15 protein-coding genes are annotated in these 25,925 nt (G+C 66.7%); 7 read left to right on the top strand and 8 right to left on the bottom strand.

All coding sequences use genetic code 11. The features are described from left to right. The first annotated feature begins 125 nt into the window (after positions 1–125). Genes IFS44_RS01790 through IFS44_RS01780 form a run of 3 tightly spaced genes read left to right on the top strand, consistent with a single transcriptional unit; the run spans position 126 to position 5,005 of the window. The gene (locus IFS44_RS01790) at positions 126–2,495 is read left to right on the top strand and encodes a glycoside hydrolase family 3 N-terminal domain-containing protein (protein ID WP_192097511.1); all 2,370 of its coding nucleotides are present in this window, start codon (positions 126–128) and stop codon (positions 2,493–2,495) included. 9 nt (positions 2,496–2,504) lie between these two features. Then, the gene (gene manD / locus IFS44_RS01785) at positions 2,505–3,716 is read left to right on the top strand and encodes a D-mannonate dehydratase ManD (RefSeq protein WP_192097269.1); all 1,212 of its coding nucleotides are present in this window, start codon (positions 2,505–2,507) and stop codon (positions 3,714–3,716) included. Beyond that, positions 3,713–5,005: an MFS transporter gene (locus IFS44_RS01780; protein WP_192097268.1), complete on the top strand. Its 1,293-nt coding sequence runs from the start codon at positions 3,713–3,715 to the stop codon at positions 5,003–5,005. The genes manD and IFS44_RS01780 overlap by 4 nt, the downstream gene beginning before the upstream one ends. Before the next feature lie 37 nt (positions 5,006–5,042). Here the strand turns inward: IFS44_RS01780 and IFS44_RS01775 are convergent, their stop codons facing one another. Continuing rightward, positions 5,043–5,459: a globin domain-containing protein gene (locus IFS44_RS01775; protein WP_192097267.1), complete on the bottom strand. Its 417-nt coding sequence runs from the start codon at positions 5,457–5,459 to the stop codon at positions 5,043–5,045. 337 nt (positions 5,460–5,796) lie between these two features. On the opposite strand from IFS44_RS01775, the gene IFS44_RS01770 reads away from it, so the two are divergent. Continuing rightward, the gene (locus IFS44_RS01770; protein WP_056407987.1) at positions 5,797–7,575 is read left to right on the top strand and encodes an IlvD/Edd family dehydratase; all 1,779 of its coding nucleotides are present in this window, start codon (positions 5,797–5,799) and stop codon (positions 7,573–7,575) included. A gap of 79 nt (positions 7,576–7,654) precedes the next feature. On the opposite strand, the gene IFS44_RS01765 is transcribed toward IFS44_RS01770, so the two are convergent. The 4 genes from IFS44_RS01765 to IFS44_RS01750 are packed head-to-tail and all read right to left on the bottom strand — an operon-like array spanning position 7,655 to position 11,998. Beyond that, on the bottom strand, positions 7,655–9,100 hold the full coding sequence (locus IFS44_RS01765; protein WP_192097266.1) for a sugar porter family MFS transporter: 1,446 nt from the start codon (positions 9,098–9,100) through the stop codon (positions 7,655–7,657). 55 nt (positions 9,101–9,155) lie between these two features. Then, complete coding sequence (locus IFS44_RS01760) at positions 9,156–10,034, bottom strand: SMP-30/gluconolactonase/LRE family protein (RefSeq protein WP_192097265.1); 879 nt, start codon at positions 10,032–10,034, stop codon at positions 9,156–9,158. Positions 10,035–10,037: 3 nt separating this feature from the next. After that, a complete protein-coding gene (locus IFS44_RS01755; protein ID WP_051916430.1) occupies positions 10,038–10,850 on the bottom strand; it encodes an SDR family NAD(P)-dependent oxidoreductase in 813 nt (270 codons plus the stop codon). Further along, on the bottom strand, positions 10,847–11,998 hold the full coding sequence (locus tag IFS44_RS01750; RefSeq protein ID WP_192097264.1) for a fumarylacetoacetate hydrolase family protein: 1,152 nt from the start codon (positions 11,996–11,998) through the stop codon (positions 10,847–10,849). The genes IFS44_RS01755 and IFS44_RS01750 overlap by 4 nt, the downstream gene beginning before the upstream one ends. A 196-nt stretch (positions 11,999–12,194) precedes the next feature. On the opposite strand from IFS44_RS01750, the gene IFS44_RS01745 reads away from it, so the two are divergent. Further along, positions 12,195–12,530, top strand: a complete 336-nt coding sequence (locus IFS44_RS01745) for a hypothetical protein (RefSeq protein ID WP_107933366.1) — start codon at positions 12,195–12,197, stop codon at positions 12,528–12,530. Positions 12,531–12,582: 52 nt separating this feature from the next. Here the strand turns inward: IFS44_RS01745 and IFS44_RS01740 are convergent, their stop codons facing one another. Further along, complete coding sequence (locus tag IFS44_RS01740) at positions 12,583–13,893, bottom strand: metal-dependent hydrolase family protein (RefSeq protein WP_166748030.1); 1,311 nt, start codon at positions 13,891–13,893, stop codon at positions 12,583–12,585. A 185-nt stretch (positions 13,894–14,078) separates the two neighbouring features. Here IFS44_RS01740 and IFS44_RS01735 point away from each other — a divergent pair, with 185 nt between their 5' ends. Next, on the top strand, positions 14,079–16,622 hold the full coding sequence (locus tag IFS44_RS01735; protein ID WP_192097263.1) for a PepSY domain-containing protein: 2,544 nt from the start codon (positions 14,079–14,081) through the stop codon (positions 16,620–16,622). A 73-nt stretch (positions 16,623–16,695) separates the two neighbouring features. Here IFS44_RS01735 and IFS44_RS01730 read toward each other — a convergent pair whose 3' ends face one another. Then, positions 16,696–20,145 (bottom strand): amidohydrolase family protein, encoded by a 3,450-nt coding sequence (locus IFS44_RS01730; RefSeq protein ID WP_192097262.1) that lies wholly within the window; start codon positions 20,143–20,145, stop codon positions 16,696–16,698. 609 nt (positions 20,146–20,754) lie between these two features. Between IFS44_RS01730 and IFS44_RS01725 the strand changes: the two genes are divergently transcribed. Next, a complete protein-coding gene (locus IFS44_RS01725) occupies positions 20,755–23,847 on the top strand; it encodes a TonB-dependent receptor plug domain-containing protein (RefSeq protein WP_244649810.1) in 3,093 nt (1,030 codons plus the stop codon). 95 nt (positions 23,848–23,942) lie between these two features. Here IFS44_RS01725 and IFS44_RS01720 read toward each other — a convergent pair whose 3' ends face one another. Continuing rightward, a complete protein-coding gene (locus IFS44_RS01720; protein WP_206757807.1) occupies positions 23,943–25,721 on the bottom strand; it encodes a tetratricopeptide repeat protein in 1,779 nt (592 codons plus the stop codon). Positions 25,722–25,925: the final 204 nt, after the last annotated feature.

The raw sequence follows: 25,925 nt of genomic DNA, 5'->3' as shown, positions 1-25,925 counted from the left end.
GGTCTGCTTGTCGAACATGTTATCGCTATCACGATGACGGCATCGACAGCAATGCCGCGTTTGAAGACAGGAGACGATGGGTGACCGGCACGAGTTTCAGGACAATCGCGACCAGTCGCCGCGGCATGCTCCGCTGGATGGGTTCGGCATCGCTCGCAACTTTGACGTCCGGTCTGGCCCCTGGAATGGCCGGCGCCGCGAAGGAGTCGCCGGTCTACCGCGATCCCCGCGCGCCCGTCGACCTGCGGGTCCGCGATCTCATGGCGCGGATGACGCTCGACGAGAAAGTCGCGCAGCTGATCACATTGTCGACGACGAAGCGACAGGTGATGGACGACGCGCTGCGATTCGACGCGGCGCGTGCCGATACGGCCTATCCCAATGGCATAGGCCAGATCGCGCGGCCGTCCGACCGGGGCGGTGCGGCGACCGCGGCCAACACGGCCGCCGCCGTTACCGGCCGCTGGCGTGCGCCGGCGGATACGATCGCGTTCGTCAACGCGGCGCAGCGCTGGGCGACGACCCGCACGCGGCTTGGTATTCCGATCCTGTTCCACGAGGAGGCGCTGCACGGCTTCATGGCGCCGGAGGCGACCAGCTTCCCGCAGGCGATCGCGCTGGCGGGATCGTTCGATCGCGACCTCGTTCGCCGGGTCAACGCGGTGATCGCGCGCGAGGTGCGGGCGCACGGCACGGTGCTGGCGCTGTCGCCGGTCGTCGACATCGCCCGTGACCCGCGCTGGGGCCGGATCGAGGAGACGTTCGGCGAGGACCCCTATCTGTGCGGGGAAATGGGCGTCGCCTCGGTGATCGGCCTGCAGGGCGAGGGCAAGACGCTGGCACCCGACAAGGTGTTCGCGACGCTCAAGCACATGACCGGGCATGGCCAGCCCGAAAGCGGCGAGAATGTCGCCCCCGCACCGATCGCCGAACGCGAACTGCGCGAGAATTTCTTCCCGCCGTTTCGCGCAGTCGTCGCGCGGACCGGGATCGGCGCGGTGATGCCGTCGTATAACGAGATCGACGGCGTCCCGAGCCATGCCAATCGCTGGCTGCTGAACGACGTGCTGCGCGGCGAATGGGGCTTCGACGGGGCGATCGTCAGTGATTATGCGGCGATCGGCGAACTCGCATCGTTGCATCACATCGCCGCGGACAAGGCTGAAGCGGCGCGCCTCGCATTGGCGGCGGGCGTCGATTCGGACCTGCCGGACGGCGAGGCCTATCGCTCGCTCGCCGATCAGGTCCGCGGCGGTCGGGTGGCGATCGAGGCGGTCGATGCCGCGTGCCTTCGGATGCTGACGCTGAAGATGCGGTCGGGGATGTTCGAACAGGCGATCGTCGATCCGCAAGCGGCGGCGCGGATGACCGGCAATGCGGAGGCGCGCGCGCTGGCGCTCGAGGCGGCGCGGCGATCGATCGCGCTGCTCGTGAACGACGGTGTCCTGCCGCTCACCCCGGGCGCGCAAAAACGCGTCGCGGTCATCGGTCCGAACGCGGCCGTCGCGCGGCTCGGTGGCTATTCGTCGATCCCCAAGGCGACCGTGTCGCTGCTCGAGGGGGTTCGCGCGCGGTTGAAGGGCAAGGCCGAAGTCGTGCACGCGCAGGGCGTCTTCATCACGCAGAGCGAGGACCGCTCTGCCAACGAAGTGCTGCTGGCCGATCCCGCGCGCAACCGGGACCTGATCGCCGAGGCGGTAACCGTCGCCAACACCGCGGACGTCATTTTGCTTGCGGTCGGCGACACCGAACAGACGAGCCGGGAGGGCTATGCCAAGACGCATCTTGGCGATCGCACCAGTCTCGACCTGCTCGGCGAGCAGAATGCGCTGTTCGCGGCGATGAAGGCGACGGGGAAGCCGGTCATCGTGGTCGCGATCAACGGCCGCCCGCCATCCTGGCCGAGCGTGACGGCGCAGGCAAATGCGGTGCTCGAATGCTGGTATGTAGGGCAGGAGGGGGGCACTGCGATCGCGGAGGCGCTGTTCGGGGACATCAACCCCGGCGCGAAGCTTCCGGTGACGGTCGCGCGGTCGACGGGGCAGCTGCCGGTCTTCTACGACGCGAAGCCCTCGGCGCGTCGCGGCTATCTGTTCGACACGACCGCGCCGCTGTTCCCGTTCGGGTTCGGGCTCAGCTACACCAAATTCGAGATCGGTGCGCCGCGCCTGTCGTCGGCGAAGATCGGGATCGCGGGCACGGTCACCGTCTCGGTCGACATCGCCAATGTCGGTGCGCGCGCGGGCGACGAGGTCGTCCAGCTCTATGTGCGCGATCAGGTGTCGTCCGTCGCGCGGCCGATCCTCGAGCTCAAGGGCTTCGAACGCGTGACGCTTGCCCCCGGTGAACGGCGCACGGTGCAGTTCACGCTCGGCCCGGATGCGTTCCGGTTCTTCGACATCACGATGCGCGAGGTCGTCGAGCCGGGTCTGTTCGACATTTCCGTCGGCGCCGACTCGACGCGCCTCAAGACCGTTATTCTCGAAATCGCCTGAAGGATTGTCATGCCCAGGATCGTCAATGCCCGCGTCATCGTGACATGCCCCGGGCGCAACTTCGTGACCCTCAAGATCGAGTGCGACGACGGCACCACCGGGCTCGGCGACGCGACGCTCAACGGCCGCGAACTCAGCGTCGCGAGCTATCTCAGCGATCATGTCGTTCCCTGCCTGATCGGTCGCGACGCGCACCGGATCGAGGACGTCTGGCAGTTTCTCTACAAGGGCGCCTATTGGCGGCGTGGCCCGGTGACGATGGCGGCGATCGCCGCGGTCGACACGGCTCTGTGGGACATCAAGGGCAAGCTGGCGGGGATGCCGGTCTATCAACTGCTCGGTGGCGCCGCGCGCGACGCGTGCATGGTCTATGCGCACGCCAATGGCACGACGATCGAGGACACGATCGCAGTCGCGAAGGCCGAGCAGGCCAAGGGCTACAAGGCGATCCGGCTGCAATGCGGCGTGCCCGGGCTTGCCTCGACCTATGGCGTCGCCAAGCACGGCGCGCGCTACGAGCCCGCCGATGCGGATCTGCCGAGCGAGAGCGTGTGGTCGACCGAGAAATACCTCCGCGTTGTCCCCGAGCTGTTCAAGGCGGCGCGCGAGGCGATGGGCTGGGACGTCCACCTGCTCCACGATATCCATCACCGGCTCACCCCGATCGAGGCGGCGCGTCTCGGCAAGGCGCTCGAACCCTATAACCTGTTCTGGATGGAGGATCCGACGCCCGCCGAGAACCAGGAGGCGTTCAAGCTGATCCGTCACCACACGACGACGCCGATCGCGGTGGGCGAGGTGTTCAATTCGATCTGGGATGCCAAGGACCTGATCGAGCACCAACTGATCGACTATATCCGCGCCACCGTCGTACATGCCGGCGGCATCACGCATCTGCGCCGGATCGCCGCGCTCGCCGACCTCTATCATATCCGGACCGGGTGCCACGGCGCGACCGACCTTTCCCCGGTGGCGATGGCCGCCGCGCTGCATTTCGGGCTCTCCGTCCCCAATTTCGGGATCCAGGAGCATATGCCGCACACGGACGAGACCGACGCGGTCTTTCCGCATGCCTATCGCTTCGATGCGGGCATGATGCATCCGGGGGAGGCGCCGGGCCTCGGCGTCGAGATCGACGAGGCGCTGGCCGAAACCCATGACTATCGGCGCGCCTATCTTCCGGTCGCGCGGCTGGAAGACGGCACGCTGTGCAACTGGTGAGCGCCGACGGACAGAGCCCCGCCGACCTCCCAAAACCGCGGGGCCGGGTCCGATGGTTAGTCTGCGCGCTGCTGTTCGCAGCGGTGGTGCTGAGCTATGTCGACCGGCTCGTCCTGCCGACGCTGAAGCCGGACCTTCAGCAACGCTATGGCTGGAGCGAGACGGGCTATGCCGATCTCGCCATCTGGTTCCAGGCGGCCTACGGGCTGAGCTATCTCGTCTTCGGCCGGCTGATCGACCGGCTCGGCGCGCGGATCGGGTACGCTCTCGCGGTGGCGCTGTGGACGCTCGGCCATGTCGGCCACGTCTTCTTCACCTCGACCAGCGGGATGATCCTTGCGCGGATTCCGCTCGCGCTCGGCGAGGCCGGGACGTTCCCCGCCGCGATCGCCGCGACCAACGAATGGTTTCCGCGGCGCGAGCGGGCGCTTGCGATCGGCATCTTCAACGCAGGGTCGAATGTCGGCGCGATCCTCACGCCGTTGCTGGTCCCGATCATCGCGGTGACGATGGGCTGGCGCTGGGCGTTCATCCTGACCGGGCTGCTCACGATCGTCTGGCTGATCGTCTGGCTCGGCTTCTATCGCCGCCCCCGCGAGCATCCCCGGGTCACGGCCGAGGAGCTCGCCTATATCGAGAGCGAGCCCGTCGAACCCGGTCGGCCCGTCGCGTGGCGGACGCTGCTGCGGCAACGCCAGACCTGGGCCTATATTCTCGGGCGGTTCCTCATCGACCCGGTGTGGTGGACGTTCCTGTTCTGGCTGCCGGACTTCTTCAACCGGCAATATGGCGTGACGATGCTCGCCTTCGGTCCGCCGCTGATCGCGGTCTATCTGCTCGCCGATGTCGGGTCGGTCGCGGGCGGCTGGTTCTCATCGCGGCTGATCGGACGCGGCTACAGCGTCAATCGCGCGCGCAAGACCGCGATGTTCGCCTGCGCCTTGTGTGCGGTGCCGATCGCGTTCGCAACCCAGGTGCCGAGCATGTGGTGGGCGGTACTGATGATCGGCGTGGCCTGTGCCGGGCACCAGGGGTTCTCGGCCAATCTCTATGCGCTGCCGGGCGACCTGTTGCCGCGCTGGGCGACCGGGTCGGTGGTAGGGCTGGGGGGGCTTTCGGGTGCAATTGGAGGCATGCTGATGGCGAAGTTCGCGGGTCGCATCCTCGAGACCGTCGGCAGCTATCAGCCGATCTTCATCGTCGCGGCCTGCGCCTATCTCGTCGCGCTCGCCGTCATCCATCTCGTCGTGCCGCGCTATGCGCCGGTGGCCCCGGACCGCTTGGGGTGATGCCGGCGGCGCGTGCTTCGCGGCCCGTCCGGACCCGCTAGACGTGGTGCTCGTGGCTTGCTTCGATCATCACCTGCGCGACCAGATCATAGGCGTCTTGCCAGGCTTGGTCGGTATCAGGATCGAAGTCCGCACCGGCGAAATGCGCGACGACATGGCGCAGCGAGTCGCCGATGATGGCGTAGTGATGATCCTTGGCGCCATACGCGACATGGCGTCGGCCCAGCGCCCTTAGTTCAGGACGCATCGCCTCGAACGCGGTCAGCCCGGTGACGATCTTGGCGAGCGTCTGCATGAAGAGCCGGCCCTGGACAATGCGGTCGTTCGTGAACAGCGCACGCGATTCCGGGGCGAGCGCGAAGAGCCGGTCGTAGAAGATCGTCGAGGCCTCGTCCGCCGCGAACAGGATATGGACGAAGCTGTCGCGGACCAGATCGATCTGTCGCGGCGTCACCGGACGAGGTTCACCAGGATGCCGGCCGACCGGGGTGGCCCGGGGATGGAGCGTCCGGTACTCGGCTCGCCCGACGGCGATCGTGGCGATATGGCATACATGCCTGTGACCTGTCGCATTCCGGCTCTCCCGACCCGCACGATTATGTACCGGTTTCAACAGCTTCACGATCGAGCGTCAATCCGCCATGTTGCACGCGTGTTACAATCGGCGCGAACCTCAAATCGTCGTACGGCGATCCCGGTGCGGCGGGAGTTTCGCCACAAGGGGGCGCGCCGAGCTTGACTGTTCGGCAGGTAAAGGTAGCGCTATCGAATTGACTTGGAGGAGAGAAGCTTTGGATCGCGTACCGGCACGGCCGTTTCGTTCGCGCGACTGGTTCGCCGACCCCGCCCGCTCGGACATGACGGCGCTCTATCTCGAACGCTTCATGAACTACGGGCTCACCCCCGCCGAACTGCGCTGTGGCAAGCCGATCATCGGGATCGCGCAGACCGGCAGCGACCTGTCGCCCTGCAACCGCATCCATGTCGAGCTCGCCAAGCGGACGCGCGACGGGATCATCGCCGCGGGCGGGATCCCGATGGAATTCCCAACGATCCCGATCTTCGAGAATTGCCGTCGCCCGACCGCGGCGCTCGACCGCAACCTCGCCTATATGACGCTGGTCGAGACGCTGTACGGCTATCCGATCGATGCGGTCGTGCTGACCACGGGATGCGACAAGACGACCCCCGCGGGGATCATGGCGGTGTCGACCGTCGACATTCCCGCGATCGTCCTGTCGGGCGGGCCGATGCTCGACGGATGGCATGATGGCGAACTCGTCGGCTCGGGCACCGTGATCTGGCGCAGCCGGCGCAAGCTGGCCGCGGGCGAGATCGACGAGGAGGAGTTCCTGGCCCGCGCCACCGACAGCGCGCCATCGGCCGGACATTGCAACACGATGGGGACGGCCTCGACGATGAACGCCGTCGCCGAGGCGCTCGGCATGTCGCTGACCGGGTGCGCCGCGATCCCCGCGCCGTACCGCGAACGCGGCCAGATGGCGTTCGAGACCGGACGCCGGATCGTCGACATGGCCTATGAGGATCTTCGCCCGTCGAAGATCCTGACGCGCGAAGCCTTTCTGAACGCGATCCGCGTCGTCAGCGCGATCGGTGGGTCGAGCAACGCGCAGCCGCACATCATGGCGATGGCGCAGCATGCCGGAGTCGCGCTCGACATGAGCGACTGGTCGACGCACGGCTATGACGTGCCGCTGATCGTCAACATGCAGCCGGCGGGCAAGTATCTCGGCGAGCGCTTCCACCGCGCGGGCGGGGTGCCTGCGGTGATGCACGAACTGGCCGAGTCGGGACTGCTCGACACGAGCTGCCTGACGATCACCGGGCAGAGCCTGGGCGACAATCTGACGGGTCGGGTGACGCGAGACCGCGAGATGATCCGCACGCTCGACGCGCCGCTGATGGAGCATGCCGGGTTCCTGGTGCTCAAGGGCAATCTGTTCGATCATGCGATCATGAAGACGTCGGTGATCTCCGACTCCTTCCGCGCGCGCTATCTGTCGACGCCGGGGGCGGAGAACCGGTTCGAGGCTCGCGCAGTCGTGTTCGACGGGTCGGACGATTATCACCACCGCATCAACGACCCCGCGCTGGGGATCGACGAGCGGTGCATCCTCGTGATCCGCGGATCCGGTCCGATCGGCTGGCCCGGATCGGCCGAGGTGGTCAACATGCAGCCGCCAGACGCCCTGATCCAGCAGGGGATCCTGACGTTGCCGACGCTGGGCGATGGACGTCAGTCGGGCACGTCGGACAGCCCTTCGATCCTCAACGTGTCACCCGAAAGTGCGGTCGGTGGCGGGCTCGCCTGGCTGCGCGACGGCGATATGATCCGGATCGATCTGGTCGCGGGGACCTGCGACGCGCTGGTCGATGCAGACGAGATCGCCCGTCGCAAGACCGAGCCTGCGCCGCCGATCCCGCCGAGCAACTCGCCCTGGGAGGAACTGTACCGTGAAAAGACGGGGCAGCTGGCGCAGGGCGGGGTGCTGGACTTTGCGGTGAAGTATCGCGGGATTGCCGCGAAGACGCCGCGGCACAATCACTAGGCGCCGAGCGCGCCACCGACAGGCCGGAATGGGGCGGGCGGGAGGAACACCTCCCGCCCGCCCTTTTTCATGGTCCGGATCAGCCGGTCATGTCTTCAAGTTCGCGACCCCGGGTCTCGGTGACCGCGGCGCGGACGAAGAAGAACGAGACGAGCGCGGCGATCGCATAGCCGAGATAGGTGAAGGCCAGCCCCGGCGAGAGGACGAGCGACGGGAAGCTGACCGAGATCAGCGCGTTGGCGATCCACTGCGCGAACCCCGCGACGGCGAGCGCCGAGCCGCGGATCTGCGTCGGGAACATCTCGCCCAGCATCACCCACATCACCGGCCCCCAACTGACGTTGAAGAAGATCACGTAGAGATTGGCGGCGACGAGGGCGATCAGCCCCGTATTGCCGGGCAGCGTGACGCCGACGCCCGAGGCGGCGGGCACGGCGTTCGAGAAGGCCCAGGCAACGATACCGAGCGTGACCGTCATGCCGGCCGACCCGACCAGCAGCAGCGGCTTGCGCCCGATCCGGTCGATCAGCGCGATCGTCAGGAGGCAGGCACCGATCGACAGGACGCCCGACAGGATGTTGATCTGGAGCGCATTGTCCTCGGTGAAGCCGACCGCTTCCCAAAGCGTCGCGCCGTAATAGAACACGACGTTGATGCCGACGAGCTGCTGGAACACCGCCAGGCCGATACCCGCCCAGAGGATCGGGCGGATCTTGCCGGTGGTCTTGTCGACCAGATCGGACAGCCGCGGCTTGTGGTGATCGACGGCGAGCGACGAGCGGATCTCGGCCACCTTGCGGCGGGCCTCGGCCGCGCCGAACAGGCGGGTCAGCACCACTTCGGCCTTTGCGTCATGACCCTTCACGACGAGATAGCGCGGGCTTTCCGGGATGAAGAACAGCGCGACGAAATAAATCGTCGCGGGGATCACCTGGAGCCAGAACATCCAGCGCCAGGCCTGATACCCGAGCCAGAACTCGGCGGTCGAGCCGCCGGCGAAACGGGCGAGCGCGAAATTCGCGACGAACGCGCCGGTCAGGCCCGAGATGATCATGACCTGCTGGATGCTAGTCAGTCGACCGCGGATATTGGCCGGTGCGACTTCCGAGATATAGACCGGCGAGGTGACGCTGGCGGCGCCGACGCCGAACCCGCCGATGATCCGCGCGATGATGAACAGCAGCGACGAATTCGCCGCCCCCGCTGCGAGAGCACTGACGATGAACAGGATTGCGGCCAGCATCATCGTGTTGCGACGGCCGATCACGTCGGACAGCCGGCCCGCCGCGAATGCGCCGACCGACGATCCGACCAGGATCGCGCCGACGTTGATGCCGATGCCCAGTCTGCCGAGGTCGAACGCCGCCTCGATCCCCTTTTGCGTGCCGTTGATCACGCCCGAATCATATCCGAACATGAAGCCCCCGATCGTCGCCACCGCGACGATGAGGGCGATCAGCGCGCTGTTGACGCCCCCCGTATCGGTGGGTGAGCCCGTGGCCCTGGCTGTAGCCGTGCCGTTCATTAGTGACGTCCTTCCTGATGGTGCACGCTCTGTTGGCGTGTTCAAGGTCTAGAGATTAAAGGTCCAAGCTGACCGGCATGACGGGAATGCCGCCAATGTCGGTCCGGAACGTGAAGATGTCGCCCGCGAGCGGTTGCGATGCGAGGCGCTCTGCCGACAGTCCCTGCCGCGCGGTCGTCGCAAAGGCGGTGCGGCCATCGTCCCCGCCAAGCGCGATCTTCGTGACGTTCGAGACGGGAAAGCGCACTTCGTCGGTCATCGTGCCATCGGGCGCGAACCGTCGTGCCGCCCAGCCACCGTAAAAGCCGACCCACACGCCACCGCCGGCATCGCAGATCGCTCCGTCGGGATAGCCCTTGCTCGCGTCGAACTTGAGGAAGGGGCGACCCGCGCCGATCGTGCCGTCAAGACCGATCGGGTGCGCGGCGATCGACAGGCCCAGCGTATCGACCAGATAGGCGGTGCGCCCGTCGGGCGAGATGGCGGGGCCGTTGGTGATGACGACGGGCGGTACGGCAGTCCTGCTGACGGCGCCGCGGTGCCACTGGTAGATATGCCCGGTCGGATGGACTTCCCTGTTGTCCATCGACCCGAACCAGATCCTGCCGGCGGGATCGACCGCGGCGTCGTTGAGGCGATTGTCGGGCAGCTCCGCCTCGATGCCGTTCATCAGCGTGAAGCTGCCGTCGCGCGGATCGAAGCGGTGGAGGCCCTTGGCGAGCCCGGCGACCCACAGGCCGTCCTGCGCGGGGAGGATCCAGCCGACATGCGATGGCGCGTCGAAGCGATCGAGCGCATGCGACGCGGGATCATATCGATAGACGCACGGCGCCTTGATATCGACGAACCACAGCGCCTTGTCGCGCGCCGACCAGACCGGTCCTTCACCGAGCTCGGCGCCGACCGAGGCGAGCAGGCGGGCTTCGCTATCCATGGATCAGCGCCAGCCCGCATCGATGAAATAATCGTGCCCGGTGCACATCCGCGCATCGTCCGACGCGAGGAACAGCACGAGTGCTGCGACGTCGATCGGCTGGATCCGGCCATCGAGGCATTGGGCGGCGACGATCTCGGCCTCCCCCTCGGGCGTGTACCATTTCTCCTGGCGCGGCGTCTGGACATTGCCCGGGACGATCGTGTTGACGCGGATGCCGTCGCGGCCGAGGTCGCGCGCGAGGCCGCGCGTCAGGCCCTCGATCGCTGCCTTGCACGTCTGGTACAGGACCAGATCGGGCAGCGCGAGATGCCAGCTGATCGACCCAAAGTTGAGGATCGTGCCGCCGCCGGCGCGCTTCATCGCAGGGACGACGGCCTGGGCTGCAAAGAACTGGTGCCGAAGATTGACGTTCAGCCGCTCGTCCCAATAAGCGGGCGTGACCTCGTCGACGCCGTGCCGGTCGTCATTGCCCGCATTGTTAATCAGGATGTCGATCCCGCCGAGCGCCTGCTCGAGCTTACCGAAAACGTCCTTAAGCTGATCGATGTCGGTCAGGTCGCAGCGATGATAGATCGGCACATGGGCCGCATCGACCGCGAGGCGTTCGAGCAGCGCCTGGCTGGGTTCGTCGGCGACGTCGACGAACGCGACGCGCGCACCCTGGGTGACAAACGCCTCGACCAGACCCGCGCCGATGCCCGATCCTCCACCGGTCACAAGGACTCGCTTGCCGGCGAGACTGGGATAGATGGCACGGCCTTCACCGGCGCTGGTCTGCTGCAACACGGGAGTCTCCGTCTGATCGTAGGTCATGCGTCGAGAAGGTTGCGGCGCGCGAGATTGGCCATCAGGCCGCCGATGCCCAGCGTCCATGCGGGCGCATCGCGCGAGGTGGTGACACGGTTGACGAGCGCGCCGAGCTTCGGGTTCGAGATGGTGACGACGTCGCCCATCTTGTGCGTGAAGCCGCGGCCGGGTTCGTCGCGGTCCTTGGTGGGGGCGAACAGCGTGCCGAGGAACAGGACGAAGCCGTCCGGGTAATGATGCTCGCTCATCGCCTGCGTGACGAGATCGGTCGGGTCGCGGCTGATCTCGCGCATCGAGCTATGCCCGTCGAGCACATAGCCGTCCTCGCCCTCGATCTTGAGCGTCACGTCGCTCGCGCGGACGTCGTCGAGCGAGAAGCCGTCGTCGAACAGCCGGATGAACGGCCCGATCGAGCAGGAAGCGTTATTGTCCTTGGCCTTGCTCAGAAGCAGGGCGGAGCGGCCCTCGAAATCGCGCAGGTTGACGTCGTTACCGAGCGTCGCGCCGACGATCGCGCCGCCTGCATCGACCAGCAGCACGACTTCGGGTTCGGGGTTGTTCCATGTCGAATCGGACCGGATCCCGATCGGGCCTCCCCAGCCGACGGTCGAGAGCGTCGGGCTCTTGGTGAAGATCTCCGCATCGGGGCCGATCGCGACCTCGAGATATTGCGACCACATCCCGTCCTCGATCAGCGCCGCCTTGAGCGCCGCCGCCTCGGCGGAGCCCGGCACGACCGAACGGACGCTGCCGCCGATCCGGGCCTCGAGCCGGCCACGCACTTCGACGGCCTTCGAAGCGTCGCCCCGGGCGCGCTCCTCAATGACGCGCTCGATCGCGGACACCGCGAACGTCACGCCGGCGGCCTTGACGCATTGCAGGTCGATGGGGCTCAGCAGGCGCGCAGGCGCATCGACCGCCGCGGACAGGTCGAGCGATTCGAGCGTGCCGAGCGACTGGCCGGCGGCTGTGTCGAACGTGCCGCCTGCGACGAGCGCCGACACGGTCGGCGCGACGCGGGACATGTCGAAGACTTCACCGCGGCTTACCAATATCGGCGTGGGGCCGTCGCCGAGATCAACCCGGCCAAGCAGCAGCGCGTTGCGCCAGTCCGCAGGCAACGCCGACAGGACCGGCGCGGCGATATGCGACATCAATTTCCCTCTCCACTCATGTTACCGCTATCGTATAGGCCATTGCCCGATCGTCAAGAGACGCGGACGAGATTGATCGTACAATAGGCTGCCCCGCTTCGGGACGAGCGGCGCGCCGTGGCCAGCGAGCGACGGACTTGTCCCGTTGAGACGCGATCACGCTTGCCATTCGCGGGCCCGTGCCTACCGTGAGCATATGGAAAATATCGCATCGCCGCTCGATCTGCTCACCTCACTCAAGATCGCCTTTGTCGAGCGTGACGAGGCCGCAGACGCCTTTGACGTGTTCAAGCAGGACGCGATCATGGCGCATGAACCTTCGCCCGCCGACGCACCGGCGATCAGCAGCGACGACGCCGCCGATGCTGCGGCGGGTGAGGTCGATGCGTTCGACGCGGAGGTCCGGGGGCTGCTGGCCGCGGCGTCGGATGCCGATGTAATTGCCGCCTATCGCGCGACGGAAGGCGAGGTCGGCGACCCCGCCGCCGAAGCGCTGCTCGGCGAGATCCGGCGGCGTCAACTGACCGCCTGAGCCGCTACGGCGGCGGTGCGCTCGATGCACAAGGGCCGCCGCCGCATGACGATCACTTCGCCGCGACCGCCTTCGCCACGACGCCTCGGTGCATGACGAAATCGACGTGCGTGAGCCGGTTCACGTCGTCGAGCGGGGACCCCCGCACCGCGATGATGTCTGCGGTCTTGCCGGGCGCGAGCGTGCCGATATCATCCCGCCCCAGCAGATCCGCCGCGCCGCTCGTCGCCGCGGCGATAGCTTGTGCGGGGGTAAGGCCGTTCTGCACGAGTAGCGCGAATTCGGTCGCATTGTCGCCGTGCTTCGACACGCCGGTATCCGTCCCGAAGGCGACCTTGACGCCGGCCGCATAGGCGCGGCGATGGCTGGCGGCCATTGCTGCGGCGGCAGACTCGGCCTTGACGATGGTGGCCGCGGGCAGGGCGCCGCCGCGTGCCTGCGCCAGTGCCGCGACGGGGGCGATCTCGGTCGGCACCAGATAGGCACCCTTAGCCTTGAAGAGGCGGATGGTCTCGTCGTCGAGAAACGTGCCGTGCTCGATCGAGCCGACCCCCGCCTCGAGCGCGGCGCGGGTTCCCTCGGTCGCGTGGCTGTGCGCGGCGACCTTGCGGCCGAGCATGTGCGCGGTGTCGATGATGGCGCGCATCTCGTCCGGGGTCATCGCCCGGCCAAGGCCGCCGCTGACGTTCGACAGCACGCCGCCGGTCGCCGCGAACTTGATGACGCGGGCACCGAGTGCGACCTGTGCCCGGACCGCGCGGCGGCAGTCATCGGGCCCGTTGCAGACATTGACCTCGCGACCATGCACCATATCGGCGAATTCCTCGGCGAGGCCGTTGCCGCCATCGCCGTGCCCGCCGGTGACGGAGATCATCTCGCCGGCATTGGTGATGCTCGGCCCTTCGATCGCGCCTGCATCGATCGCGTCACGCAAAGCACGGATACCGCGCGGATCGCCGCCAAGATCGCGGACCGAGGTGAACCCTGCGGCGAGCGTCTGCCGTGCATTGGCGACTGCGGTCATCTCGTCATCGAACCGGTCGCGGGTCATCGCCTCAAGCCGGGCGCGCATCGGGTCGCCGCCGATGCCCCATAGATGGACGTGCATGTCGACCATGCCCGGCATCACGAACGCGGTGCGCAGGTCGACGAGCGTCGCGCCGGCCTCAGGCGCCACGAACCCGTCACGCAGCGCGACGATCTTGCCGTCGCGGACGATGATCGTGGTCGCGCCGCGCGGCGCCTGGCCCGGACGATCGAGCAGCGTGCCGGCCTGAATATAGGTCACAACCGGTGGCGCCGTTTGCGCGTCGGCCGGCATCACGGTCGCCGCAGCCAGCGCGACCAGTATCGCGGTCTTCATGTATCTCTCCCCTTTGTTGCATGCTTGCCGATCCGCGACGTCCGGGCAAGCGTCGATGCGTGACGACGACCGTCGGCCGACACCTGCTCAAAGCTGCACTTGAGAACCAATAGCAATACGTGATAGTGCGGCATCCGTGATCTGGGGGGCTGAAGGCAGATGATGATCGTTCGAGACTGCGCGCAATGACGCTGCGCCGCGTGCTGTTCCAGATGCACTGGTTTCTGGGAATTACCGCGGGTTTCGTGCTCGCACTGATGGGCGTGACCGGCGCCGCGATGGCGTTCGAGGACGAGATCATGGCAGCGCTCAGCCCGGGGGTGGTGACCCTCGCGCCGCTGCCAAGTGGGGCGGGCGATGCGGCAAGGCTGTCACCCGATGCTCTGGTCCGGGCCGCATCCGCACAGCGCGGGGGCAAGCGGGTGCAGGATCTGACGATCGCGCGCGATCCCACACTCGCAGCGCAGGTTCGCTTCGCCGCGCAGAAGGGACAGCGCGGTGGCGAGCGCAGCTATATCGACCCGCGAACCGGCCTGTTGCTCGGCACAGCCACGGGCGCGGGGGTGTTCCGCACGATCGAGAACCTCCACCGCTGGCTTGCGCTGCCGGGTGGACGCAACGGCATCGGCAGCCAGCTGACCGGTCTCTCCGCGCTGGCACTCGTCTTCTTCGCGGTGTCGGGGCTGTATCTGCGCTGGCCGCGCCACCCGCTCGACTGGCGGGCCTGGTTCGTCCTCGATCTGCGCAAGACCGGGCGCAACCTGTACCGTGCGCTTCATGCGGTGATCGGCGGCTGGGTGCTCGTCTTCTACCTGCTGAGTGCGGCGACCGGCCTCTGGTGGTCCTATGACTGGTATCAGCGGGGTGCGCGGTACATGCTGACCGGTACGACCGAGCGGCCGGAACGTGGCGGGCGCGAGGGGCGCGCGCCGGGTGGCCGTCGCGGCGACCGGGGTGAGGTGGCGGAAGAGTCGCGACCGATCGCCCCGGCCTGGGCGGGGTTCCAGCGTAGCGAGGGCGCGCGTTTCGATCGGGTGACGATCACGGTCCCGCAGGGCCCGGCGCCCGTGACGATGCGGATGGTGCCGATCGGCGCGCGGTCCGACCGGATGACCGACGAACTCCGCTTCGACGCGCGGAGCGGTGCGCTGACCAAGGCGGAGCGCTATGCCGATCGCGGCGTTGGCGAGACGATCGCGACCAGCATCTATCCGCTCCACACCGGGGCATTCTTCGGTATGCCCGGGCGGATCGCGCTGTTCCTGACGAGCCTGACGATGCCGCTGTTCACGATCACCGGCCTGCTGCTGTATCTGGGCCGACGGCGGACCAAGCGGGCGCTGGCGGCGGTCGCGGTTCCTGGCTCGGCCGACAACGGGGGGGCGGACCGAACCGGCGTGCTGGTCGTCCACGCGTCGCAGACCGGCAGTGCCGAGCGTCTCGCACGCCTCAGCGCTGCGGCGTTCCCGGGTGCTGCGATCCGGCCGCTGGCGACGGTGTCGCCGGCCGGTCTGCGCGATGCCGGCACCGTCCTGTTCGTCGTGGCGACCTATGGCGAGGGCGATGCGCCGGATACCGCGCGGGCGTTCGAGCGCCGCGTCATGGCCGCGCCGGCCGATCTCGACGGCGTCCGCTACGCGGTGCTGGCGCTGGGCGACCGCGAATATCCCGACTATTGCGCCTTTGGTCAGCGCGTCGACGCGTGGCTGCATGCGAGTGGGGCGCAGCGCCTGTTCGACCGGATCGAGCTCGATGCGGCCGATGCGGACGGCGAACGCCAGTGGCAGCAACAGCTTCACGCGATCGGCGCGGATCCGGCGCAGCCCGACTGGCAGCCGGCGGACTATGCCGCCTGGCCGCTGGTCGCACGGACATGGCTCAATCTCGACAGCCCGGGCGCGCCGATGTACCGGGTCGAACTCGGCATTCCCGCTGGTACGCGCTGGGCACCGGGTGCGATCGCCGAGATCGAGCCGCGTCACGATCCGGCCCGCGTCGCGCGGTTCCTGGCCAATTGCGGGATCGTCGATGACGGCCGGGTCGCGGTCGCGCTCGCCAGGGCGACGCTGCCCGATCCGGCGACGTTCGATGCCGGAGGACGGGATCCGTTGGCGCTGCCGCCGCTTGCGCACCGCGAATATTCGGTCGCGTCGCTGCCGGAGTCGGGCCGTGTCGAGCTGCTCGTGCGGCAATGTCCCGCAGCCGATGGCGGGCTCGGCATCGGCTCGGGGTGGCTGACGGAAGTGGCGTTGATCGGTGATCCTATCGCCATTCGGCTTCGCGCCAATCCGGGGTTTGCGACACCGATGGATCCGGCGACCCCGCTCGTGCTGATCGGCAACGGCACCGGCCTCGCCGGGTTGATGGCGCATCTTCGCGAGCGGGCGCGGACCGGCGGCGCGCCCGCCTGGCTGCTCTATGGCGAACGCAGCAGCGCGTTTGATCGCCCGCTCGCCGCCGAACTCGATGCGCTGCAGGCCGCGGGTACGCTCGAGCGGATCGACCGCGCCTTCTCGCGCGATGCGGGCTGCGGGCGCTATGTCCAGGCGCTGGTCGCGGAACAAGCCGACCGGATGCTCGACTGGGCGGACCGGGGGGCGGCGATCTATGTCTGCGGCAGTCTCGTCGGAATGGCGGGTGCGGTCGATGCCGAACTCCGGATCATCCTCGGCGACGACCGGGTCGAGGCGATGAGCGAGGCCGGGCTGTACCGCCGCGACATCTACTGACCGCCGTCGACCTCAGCGCCGGTTCCGATCGGGGATGTCAGTCGACCCCCAGCGCCGGTCGCGACCGGCGATGTCAGTCGACATCCCCGTGTCCGTGGCCGACGGTGATCCGGGCGCCCGTATCAGCGCCCGCACTGCCGCTCTCCCACCAATAGGCCTGGCGCTTGCGCGTGCCGGTGATCGTCTCGTTCAGCGTTGCCGCATCATAAAGGCGGCCGCCGAGCATGACCTGCGCGACCTTGTCGCTGTTGCGGATGTCGCTTGTCGGGTCGGCGGACAGCACGACCAGATCGGCGAGCTTGCCGGGTTCGACCGAGCCGACGTCCTTGGCATACCCCAGCGATCGTGCCGACTCGATCGTGCCCGCACGCAGCGCCTCGATTGGGCTGAACCCGCCCCGGACGAAGCTCCACAGCTCCCAATGCGCGCCAAGCCCCGGCTGCTGGCCGTGCGCGCCGATCGCCACGGGCACGCCCTTGACGGCGAGCTTGCGCGCCTCCCGTGCGGTTGCGCCATCGACATAATCCTCCTCGGGCGCGATCTCGCGTCGCGCATTCTGCGCCGCGAGCAGTGCCGGCGGCGCATGGCGGGCGAGCAGCGGATGCCGCCACACGTCGCTGTGCGCGCGCCAATAGGGATCGCCCGCCGGCCCACCATAGGCGACCACGAGCGTCGGCGTGTAGCCGACCGTCGTCTGTGACCAGAGATCGACCACATCGGCGTAGAAATGCTCAAGCGGGACGTTGTGCTCGACCGTGGAATTGCCATCCTGCACTAGGCTCATGTCGAGCGTGTAGAGCGAGCCGCCCTCGGGCACGACTTCCATGCCTTCCGCCTGCGCTGCCGCGACGACCATCTGGCGCTGCTCGCGGCGTGGCTGGTTGTAGTTCTTCACGCTGCGCGCGCCCTGCGCCTTGAGGCGGCGGACGACGGCGAGCGCGTCCTCATAGGTGTCGATCTGCGCATAGACGTCGGGTGCCTTGGCGCCATAGACGATCTCACCGGTCGAGAAGGTGCGCGGGGCAAGCAGCATGCCGGCCTGCTGCATCTCGGCCGCCGGGAAGATTTCGGCGGAACGCGACGACGGATCGTGGATCGTCGTGGTGCCGAGCGCGAGATTCGCCATCGCCGACCAGTTCTGCTGCGGCACGATCTCGTCCTCGCCCTGCGGACCATGCGCATGCGCGTCGACCAGCCCGGGAATGACCGTCTTGCCCGCCAGATCGACGGTCTTCGCGCCTGCGGGGATGGCGATCGTGCCGCGTGGCCCGACCGCGACGATGCGGTCGCCGCGGATCAGGATCGTGGCGTCGTCGATGATCCCGCCATCGGCCTTCGCCATCGTCACGACGCGTGCGCCGGTCAGCGCCACCGTCGCGTCAGGCTTGGCGGCGGCGATGTCCATCGACAGCGAGGTGCCGGTGCGCGGCGCGACGAACTTCGGCGCGTCCTCACCCTTCGGCGTCGGCACCGCGCGGAAGAGCGCCGCGGTCTCGGCCGTGAAGAGCGTCGGGCCCGCGCTCCAGTGGATCTGCCGGCCGTCGTTCGACCAGTTGATGAAGTCCGCGCCGTCCCCACTGACGCGGGTGACGGGCAGGGGGCCGCCCTTGGCATCGGTCTCGACCGCCTGGCGGCCCGGCATCAGCGGCATCACGAACGCCTCGTAATTCTGGCGGAAGGCGACGTAATCGCCCTGTGGTGAGATCTGATAGTCATTGACCAGCTCGCCCGAGGCATGGACGCGGCGGTCCTGTCCGTTGAGGTCGGTGCTGATCAGCTGGCGCTTGTCCTTCTCGGTCGCCATCAGGAAGACGCGGTCGTTCGCGGCGCCGAATTGCGGGCCGCTCGCCTCCTTGGCAATCCGCACCGGCGCACCGCCGCTGGCGGCGACGCGGTACGCCCCGGCATCGGGATTGCCCCGCGCCGCGGTCAGTCCGCCGCCGGGGCCCTGTTCGAATACGATGGTGCGTGCATCGGGTGAGAAGCGCGGGCGGCGATAATGGCCGGCGAGTGTCGTGACGGTGCGCGGCGAGCCGCCGCCTGCCGCGATCGTCCGGATCTGGCCGAGTCCGGCATCCGTCCAGCCGACGAAAACGATCTGACGACCGTCGCGCGACCAGCTCGGGAACAGCTCGAATTCGTCCGCGCCGCGCGTCAGCCGTGTCGCGGTGCCGCCCGCAACGGGCTTGGTCCAGAGCTTGCCGAGCGTCTCGAACACGACGGTGCGGCCATCGGGCGACACACTGGCCCAGCGCGGCATCTTCGTCGCGAACCGGTCGGGTGCGACCGCGACCTGCGGATGGACTGCATCGACGATGACGCGCGTATCGTCGATGCGGAACGGGATCACTGCCGCGCCCGAGCCGTCGGGCGCCACCCGGCGCAGCTTGCCCCCCGCCCAGAAGACGATCGCCGTGTCGCCCGGCGTCCAGGCCATGTCGGGATAGACCCCGGTAACGGCCCAGGTTTCCTGCACGTCGCGGTCGAGCGGGCCATAGATCATGCGTTCGACCCCGGTCGCGAAGTCCTTCACCCATAATTTGGTGACGTTGTTCTCGCGCCGGACAAAGGCAATCCGCTTGCCGTCGCGCGACGGTGTCGGCCGGACCGAGCCGCCGACCCCCGATACTGCGGTGCTGACCTCGCCGCTGTCGACGTCATAGCGTTCAATATCGAACAGGTCGGTGCGCGAATTCTGCGCATATTCAAAGATCGGACCGGGCGAGATGTTGCGCGTGTAGAAGATGCTCTTGCCGTCGGGCGCGTAGATTGGCTCGCCCAGTTCCTTCTGCAGCACCTCGCTCGCGCGCTTGACGAGCTGGACGCCGCCGCCGCCCGAGACGTGATAGAGCCAGATCTCGCCCGTGCCGAGCGAGCGGCCGGTCGTGAAATGCTTCTTGGCGGCGATGAACCGGCCGTCCGGGCTCCAGCTCGGCTGGTTGAGCAGGCGGAAATCCTCGTTCGTCACCTGGCGCTTGTCGCTGCCGTCGACGTTCATCACCCAGATATTGTCGCCGCCGCCGCGGTCCGACGTGAAGGCGATGCGGCGGCCGTCGGGCGAGAAGCGCGGCTGATGCTCGAACGCCAGCCCCTCGGTGATGCGTCGCGGCGTGCCGCCCGTGATCGGCATGGTGTAGAGGTCACCGAGCAGGTCGAAGGCGATGAGCCGGCCGTCGGGCGAGACGTCGACGTTCATCCAGCTGCCCTCGTCCACATGCAGGGCGACCTCGCGCGTCTTCAGTCCACGCGGCTGCATGACGTCCCAGACCGGCGGCTTGGCGGACGATTTGGATGTAGCAGCCGAGGCATTGGCGGGCGCGGCGGCAGTGACCGGGGCTGCGGCGACGGGCTGGGGCGACGGGTTGGCGTCGGCGCGGGTCGTCACGGGGGTAGGCGCCGTCGCCTGATCCTCGGGCGCCTGGGTCCGTTCGACGGGCTTGGCGGCCGGTGGCGGCGTGGTCTGTGCGGACAATTCGGTGGCGACGAGGCAGAGTGCGATAGCGGTCAGTGCGCGGTGCTTCATGGTGTAGAGATCCCCCCTTGTGCGGCAGGGTCTAACCGATTGACCGCGATCGTCACTCGCAAATTTCTTTTATCGGGTCGCTTCTCGTCCTGTTGCCGCCGCTCCGCTTTGTACCGGTCTTGGACGTGATCTTCGCCGGTCGCGAGTGGATGGAAGGCGAGAGCACGTCACGCCGGGTCTAGAGCGTCGCGTCGCAAGCAAGTTTCTCCGCCTTGCTTGCGCTTTGGATGCGTTGACCGACGACCGATAGCAATGACCCCAGCGGATACAGTTCCTTGGCGGACGGACTCGCAACCGATGCGGAATGGTGCGGCCTGAAGAACGCAAAGTCCTGTCATTGATACCGATTGAGACCGTTACGACACAAAATCCATACCGCGTGTCATTTCCGAAATTATTGGTATTGTTTTGATATTTGGGACGTGACAGCATGTGCCTGTCCGAGGGTCCGGATGGTAATGCCGAACAAGGTCAGCAAGGTCACGGGGCGACAGATCCCGATGAAAGCGCGTCCTGTTGTTCATCGAACGCTTCCGAACAGGGTCGGCGGCAATCGATACGATGCATCACCGTTCATGTGACCCGATCGGCAACATGGGGGGTAATAGAATGGTGCTGTTCAAAGGGTTTCTGACTACGACATGTTGCGTCGCGGCGTTGTTTGCGATGCCGGCTCAGGCGCAGGCCCAGGCGTCGGATACAGGCGCGGGCGATGCTGCGCAGGAAAGCCAGACCGCGATCGGCGATCCCGTCGCCTCCGCCAAGCTCGCTGCAGATACCGAACGCACCGGCCAACGGCAGGAAGCGTCGGACATCGTCGTGACCGGCACGCGCATCGCGCGGCCGAACAACCGGTCCGCCGCGCCGATCGTGACGACGACCGCCGCGGAAATCGCGGCACAGGGCGCGACGACGATCGAGGAGGTGCTGAACCGCCTGCCGCAGGTGCAGGTGAACTCGGAACAGAATTTCAGCGATTCCGAAGGTCGTCAGCGCATCAAGCTGCGCAGCCTGGGCTATGAGCGCACGCTGACGCTGATCGACGGCCTTCGCATGGGCCTGGCCAACACGGTCGACGTCGGCATCATCCCCAACGCGCTGGTCGAGCGGATCGACGTGCTGACCGGCGGTGCCTCGTCCGTTTACGGATCCGACGCAGTGTCGGGCGTCGTCAACTTCGTGCTGAAGAAGAACTTCGAAGGCATCCGGCTCGACGCGAACTACAGCTTCTACAATCACGACAATGGCAGCAACGCGGTCACCGAGGCGGCAGGTCGCGCGGGTTTCGCCGCCAAACGCGGATTGACCAATGACGGTGGTCGTTCGGATGTCAGCCTGGCGGCGGGTACCAATTTGTTCAACGACCGGGTGAACCTCACCGGCTTCATCAACTACCGCCAGTCCAATCCGATCGAGCTGGTCGATCGCTCCTATTCGGTCTGCGAGGCGGTCCAGCCGACCAATACTTCGCCGCTCGGCTGTTCACGCGCGAGCTTCACCCCCGCCGGTACGATCATTCCGCAGTCGGGGCCGCGCGCCGGGCAGATCCTGGTCAACAATCCCAGCGGCAACGGGACCTTCATCCCGATCAACAGCGGGCCGCAGGGCTCGTCTGCCAACCCCTATGACAATTGGGCGGTCCAGCGCGCGTTCAACCGCGTCAACCTTGGCGGTTTCCTCACCGCCAAGATCAGCGATGACATCGAGCTGTACGGCAACGGGCTGTTCTATCGCGACAAGTCCTACAACACCCAGCTCAATCGCACCTTCAACTTCGGTGCGTACGGCTCGGATCCGTTTCGCGTGAATTGCGACAACGCATTCCTGTCGACCTCGCAGGCACAGGATCTGTGTGGCGCCAACGCCGGTGTCGCTGGACAATATGCGCCGATCGACGTCCGCTATCGCTTTGACGGGCTGCCACTGGTGCGGCAGCGCTTCACCAATGAAGGCTATCGTATCGTCGCAGGGCTGCGCGGGCGCGGCTTTGACGACGTGTGGTCCTACGATGTCGCGGGCATGATCTCGCGCGCGCGCCTCGACACCATCGACGTGCCGTTCGCGCGCTTCGAGAACATCAATCGCTCGCTCGACGTCGTCCGGGTCAACGGCACGCCGACCTGTCGTGCGGTCGTCAACGGGACCGATCCCTCCTGCGTGCCGTTCAACGCGTTCGCGCCGTTCAACCAGGATACGGCGCTCAACCAGTATCTCTACGGTGGCGCGACCGGCGGGATCAGCACGCGCATCCCGCGCCTGTTGCAGTTCGTCGGCACCGTCAGCGGCGATCTGGGCCGTTACGGTATTACCTCGCCGCTCGCGGATCAGGGTATCGCGATCGCGCTGGGCGCGGAATATCGTGAGGAGATGGAACGCACGATCGTCAATGAGGTCTTCCAGCAGAATAACGGCGGGGAGAACCAGCGCTTTACGCAAAGCATCCTCGAGGCCAATGCCGAGGTGCAGGCACCGCTGATCGAACATCGCCGCTTCGCCGAGCTGTTGCAGGTCAACGCCGGCTACCGCGTGTCGCAATATAATCGGCTCGCCGGCAAGTTCGATACCTGGAAGGTCGAGGGGCTCTGGTCGCCGGTGGCAGACATCACGCTGCGCGCCTCCTACAACAAGTCCCAGGCCGCACCGGGTGTCAGCACCGCGCAGGGTGCCGCCAACATCTTCTGGAACCAGGGCTTCTATGCCGATCCCTGTGCGCCGCGGGTCGACCCGTCGAACCCCAACGGTGCGCGACTGGCGCCGTCGGCGACGTTGCAGCAATGCCGCAACACCGGCCTTGCCGACAATCTCTATGGCAGTGCCTCGCTGATCTGCCCTGATGATCGGTGCACCGTGCGCGAGGGCGGGTTCAACCTGACGCCCGAAAGTGCCTTCACGAAGACCTTCGGCGTCGTGCTGCGCCCACGCTTCATACCCGGCCTGACGGTGTCGATCGACCGCTGGCTGATCGATCTGAAGGACCAGCTCGACTTCCTGCAGCCGCAGAACATCATCGGCGAGTGCCTGGCCACCGGGAACGAGTATTTCTGCCGCGGCATCGTCCGCAATCCCGGCACCGGTACGCTCTCGAGCTCGCCTGCGACCAGTCCGTCGACCGGTTGGGTGGCCCGCGGCTCGGCCAATGGCTACAAGTCGCAGTCGCATGGCTGGGATTTCCAGGGGCAGTATAATGTCGGTCTGGGCGGCGTCGGCCGGCTCGACATGAGCTTCAACGGGACGCTGATGACCCGCGTCGGCTCGCAATCGTCGCCGACGATCGAACCGCGCGACTGCGTGGGGTATTTCGGCAATCTCTGCGGCGAGAGCATGCCGCGCTGGAAGCACCAGCTCCGCACCACCTGGACCGCGCCCGACAGCACGACCAGCCTGTCGGTCAACTGGCGCCACCGCGGCGCGATGCCGCTCGACATCTATGCGCCCGAGGATACCGGCATTCCCGCCCAGGACGCGAGCGCCCGGCGCGATCAATATCCGGGTGTCGGTTCGTACAACTGGATCGACGTCGCGCTCAGCTTCGACATCAACAAGCAGATGACGTTCCGGCTGGCCGCCAACAACATCTTCGACCGCGATCCGCCGCTCATCCCGGACAGCCGTTCGCGGATCGGTCTGCTGCGTGGCAATACCGTGATGGGGTATGACCTGCTCGGCCGGCAGCTCGTGGCGGGTGTCTCGCTGCGGCTGTAACGCGACCGACTGATGTGATCGCCGGGGTCCGGATCGGGACCCCGGCGATTTTTCGAAATGCGCTACGGTCTGCGAACGCCGGATTTTAGCAGCCTTTAACGTCCTAGCTCCGTCGCTCCCGCTGGCGACAGCAAAGCGGCGGCGGCGGGCTGTTCGGGGGTTGCGAACGCCCCTTTGGCGACCGGCAGCAGCATCCTGCGCGCTTCATCTCGAAGGTCGCGGGCGATCAGCTCCTCACCGAGTTTCAGTCTTGGACCGGGCGCGGCGGGCGCAGACTGGATAATCTTGTACAGCCCCTCCACCGCGACATCCGGGGCCTGCTCGCCCGCCGTTGCAAAGCTGTCGTGATACGCGATCAGCGCAAGGCTGCTCTCCGGGTCCAGGCGGTTGGCCCTGACGATGAAACGTCTCGCGTCCGCAAGCCGCTGCCGACGTTCGGCCGCTGGAGTGCGCATGGCCAGTTGCGTCAGCGCCGTGCCTTTCCACACCAGCGCGCGCGTTTCCGTCGGTGACTGTGCAATCGCCCTCTCAGCGGCTTCAAGACAGGCTTCGGGATTGCCGGTGCGGCATTCGGCCTCGGCCAGGAGCAGATGGTTTTCGGTCAGGGTGGGGAAGCGGGTCGCGTTGTCGCGAAGCCGGTCGATCCATGCGGAGCGTCGCGCGAGCGCCTTCTCACGGTCGGGGCCGGCGTCGGGCACCTCGATCCGCGCGCCAAGTTCAAGCCGGCCACGGATCAGCCCGGCCTCCGCGCGGGTCAGACGGCGGATGCTGGGTTCCGGCGCGCGATTGGCCGGAAAGGCCATTTTCTCAGCCTGTAATTTGCGGCCTCGGTAGGCGGTCACTGCGCTTTGAAACTGGCTCGGATCGCCAAGGGCGCTCGCGGCGGTCGGCAAGTCGTCACCCCGTGCCAGGGCGTTCAGATAGCCGTGGAGCCGCGGCTTCCACTCCTCGGAGAAATACAGGAGGTGGACCAGCCGCCATGCGTGATAGGGCGTCCAGGCCCTACCCTTGCCCGAGAGATAACGCCCGTCGAGGATGTGCGTGACCGGATATAGACCGTAATGATGCATGACCTTCGCGTAGCCAGGCGGGGGGTGGCCATATTCGACGAAGTCGTCGCCGGCTTCCATTGTCGCGAACAATTCTCCGAACCCCTGCAGATACCAGCGCGGATACGCTGCCGGAAAATAGGTCATCAGGTAGTTCTGGGCGAAGGCGGCATAAACCCTGGATTCCGCCCATTGGCAAAAGGCAATCTCGTTCACTGGAAGCTGTTCGAGAATCTGGTTCACGTCGTACGTCGGCTGTCCGGTCGCCGTCACCCTGGGGCTTACGTAATAATCAACGATTGGAGGGTTTCTGTCCCGCCCGCGCGTGCAATTGCGGTTCGTCTTGCGGCCAACCGATGGCTGAAGAACCAGGTTCACGCCCTCCTCGGTTGTTGCAAGCACCGACCCTTCATCACGCGGATCATAGTAGATCGTCTTTTCGAACGCCTGCGGGAAGGGACCATATTGCCAGCGCAGGTCGGTCAGTCGAAGCTGTTCGAACGCTGCGACATCGCCGATCATCGTCACGGCGATCTTGATCGTCTCGTCAGGCTGATCCACCCGGCCATGCAGGACCGAGAGCAGGAAGTGCAGCTTTTCGAGATTGTGAGCGGTGCGTCGCAATGCCGTTTCGTCGCCCTGACTGAACACGACGACGTGCGGCGTTTCCGCCATTCGCCACTCGCTCATCTCCACCTTCGACTCGCGGCTTCGGTTGCCCGTGACGATGATGGTCGGGTCGCCATTCTTCACGGGTGCCGCAAGCTGCGCCTGCGCCGGGACGCTGACGGCCACACCCAGGATGAAGAGCAACCACCGCTTCATTTGTCTGAAGCCCCGCATTACCTCAAAGCATTCGGATGTACATGAAGCTCCTGACCGAGCCCGAAATCAAGTCATTCCGAGACCAGGGTACCGGTACAGACGATCTTCAAGCACCGTCTGTAAGAATGCTTGCTCCCATTCTGGACGTCCGGGCTCACCCGGTGCCCTGACAGTCACTCCGATTTACTAGCGCTGTTTATGAAC

The organism is Sphingomonas sp. CFBP 13706 (assembly GCF_014842355.1).
In the GTDB taxonomy this organism is placed as follows: Bacteria; Pseudomonadota; Alphaproteobacteria; order Sphingomonadales; family Sphingomonadaceae; genus Sphingomonas; species Sphingomonas aerolata.
Note: the sequence above shows the minus strand (reverse complement) of the source record. Positions and strands in the feature narration are given on the sequence as shown.

Coding starts and splice junctions, on each gene's coding strand:
- IFS44_RS01765 (WP_192097266.1), bottom strand. CDS start 9,100: ATGAACGGCACGGCTACAGCCAGGGCCACGGGCTCACCCACCGATACG.
- IFS44_RS01790 (WP_192097511.1), top strand. CDS start 126: ATGCTCCGCTGGATGGGTTCGGCATCGCTCGCAACTTTGACGTCCGGT.
- IFS44_RS01725 (WP_244649810.1), top strand. CDS start 20,755: ATGGTGCTGTTCAAAGGGTTTCTGACTACGACATGTTGCGTCGCGGCG.
- IFS44_RS01730 (WP_192097262.1), bottom strand. CDS start 20,145: ATGAAGCACCGCGCACTGACCGCTATCGCACTCTGCCTCGTCGCCACC.
- IFS44_RS01740 (WP_166748030.1), bottom strand. CDS start 13,893: ATGAAGACCGCGATACTGGTCGCGCTGGCTGCGGCGACCGTGATGCCG.
- IFS44_RS01750 (WP_192097264.1), bottom strand. CDS start 11,998: ATGTCGCATATCGCCGCGCCGGTCCTGTCGGCGTTGCCTGCGGACTGG.
- IFS44_RS01760 (WP_192097265.1), bottom strand. CDS start 10,034: ATGGATAGCGAAGCCCGCCTGCTCGCCTCGGTCGGCGCCGAGCTCGGT.
- manD (WP_192097269.1), top strand. CDS start 2,505: ATGCCCAGGATCGTCAATGCCCGCGTCATCGTGACATGCCCCGGGCGC.
- IFS44_RS01755 (WP_051916430.1), bottom strand. CDS start 10,850: ATGACCTACGATCAGACGGAGACTCCCGTGTTGCAGCAGACCAGCGCC.
- IFS44_RS01735 (WP_192097263.1), top strand. CDS start 14,079: ATGACGCTGCGCCGCGTGCTGTTCCAGATGCACTGGTTTCTGGGAATT.
- IFS44_RS01720 (WP_206757807.1), bottom strand. CDS start 25,721: ATGAAGCGGTGGTTGCTCTTCATCCTGGGTGTGGCCGTCAGCGTCCCG.
- IFS44_RS01745 (WP_107933366.1), top strand. CDS start 12,195: ATGGAAAATATCGCATCGCCGCTCGATCTGCTCACCTCACTCAAGATC.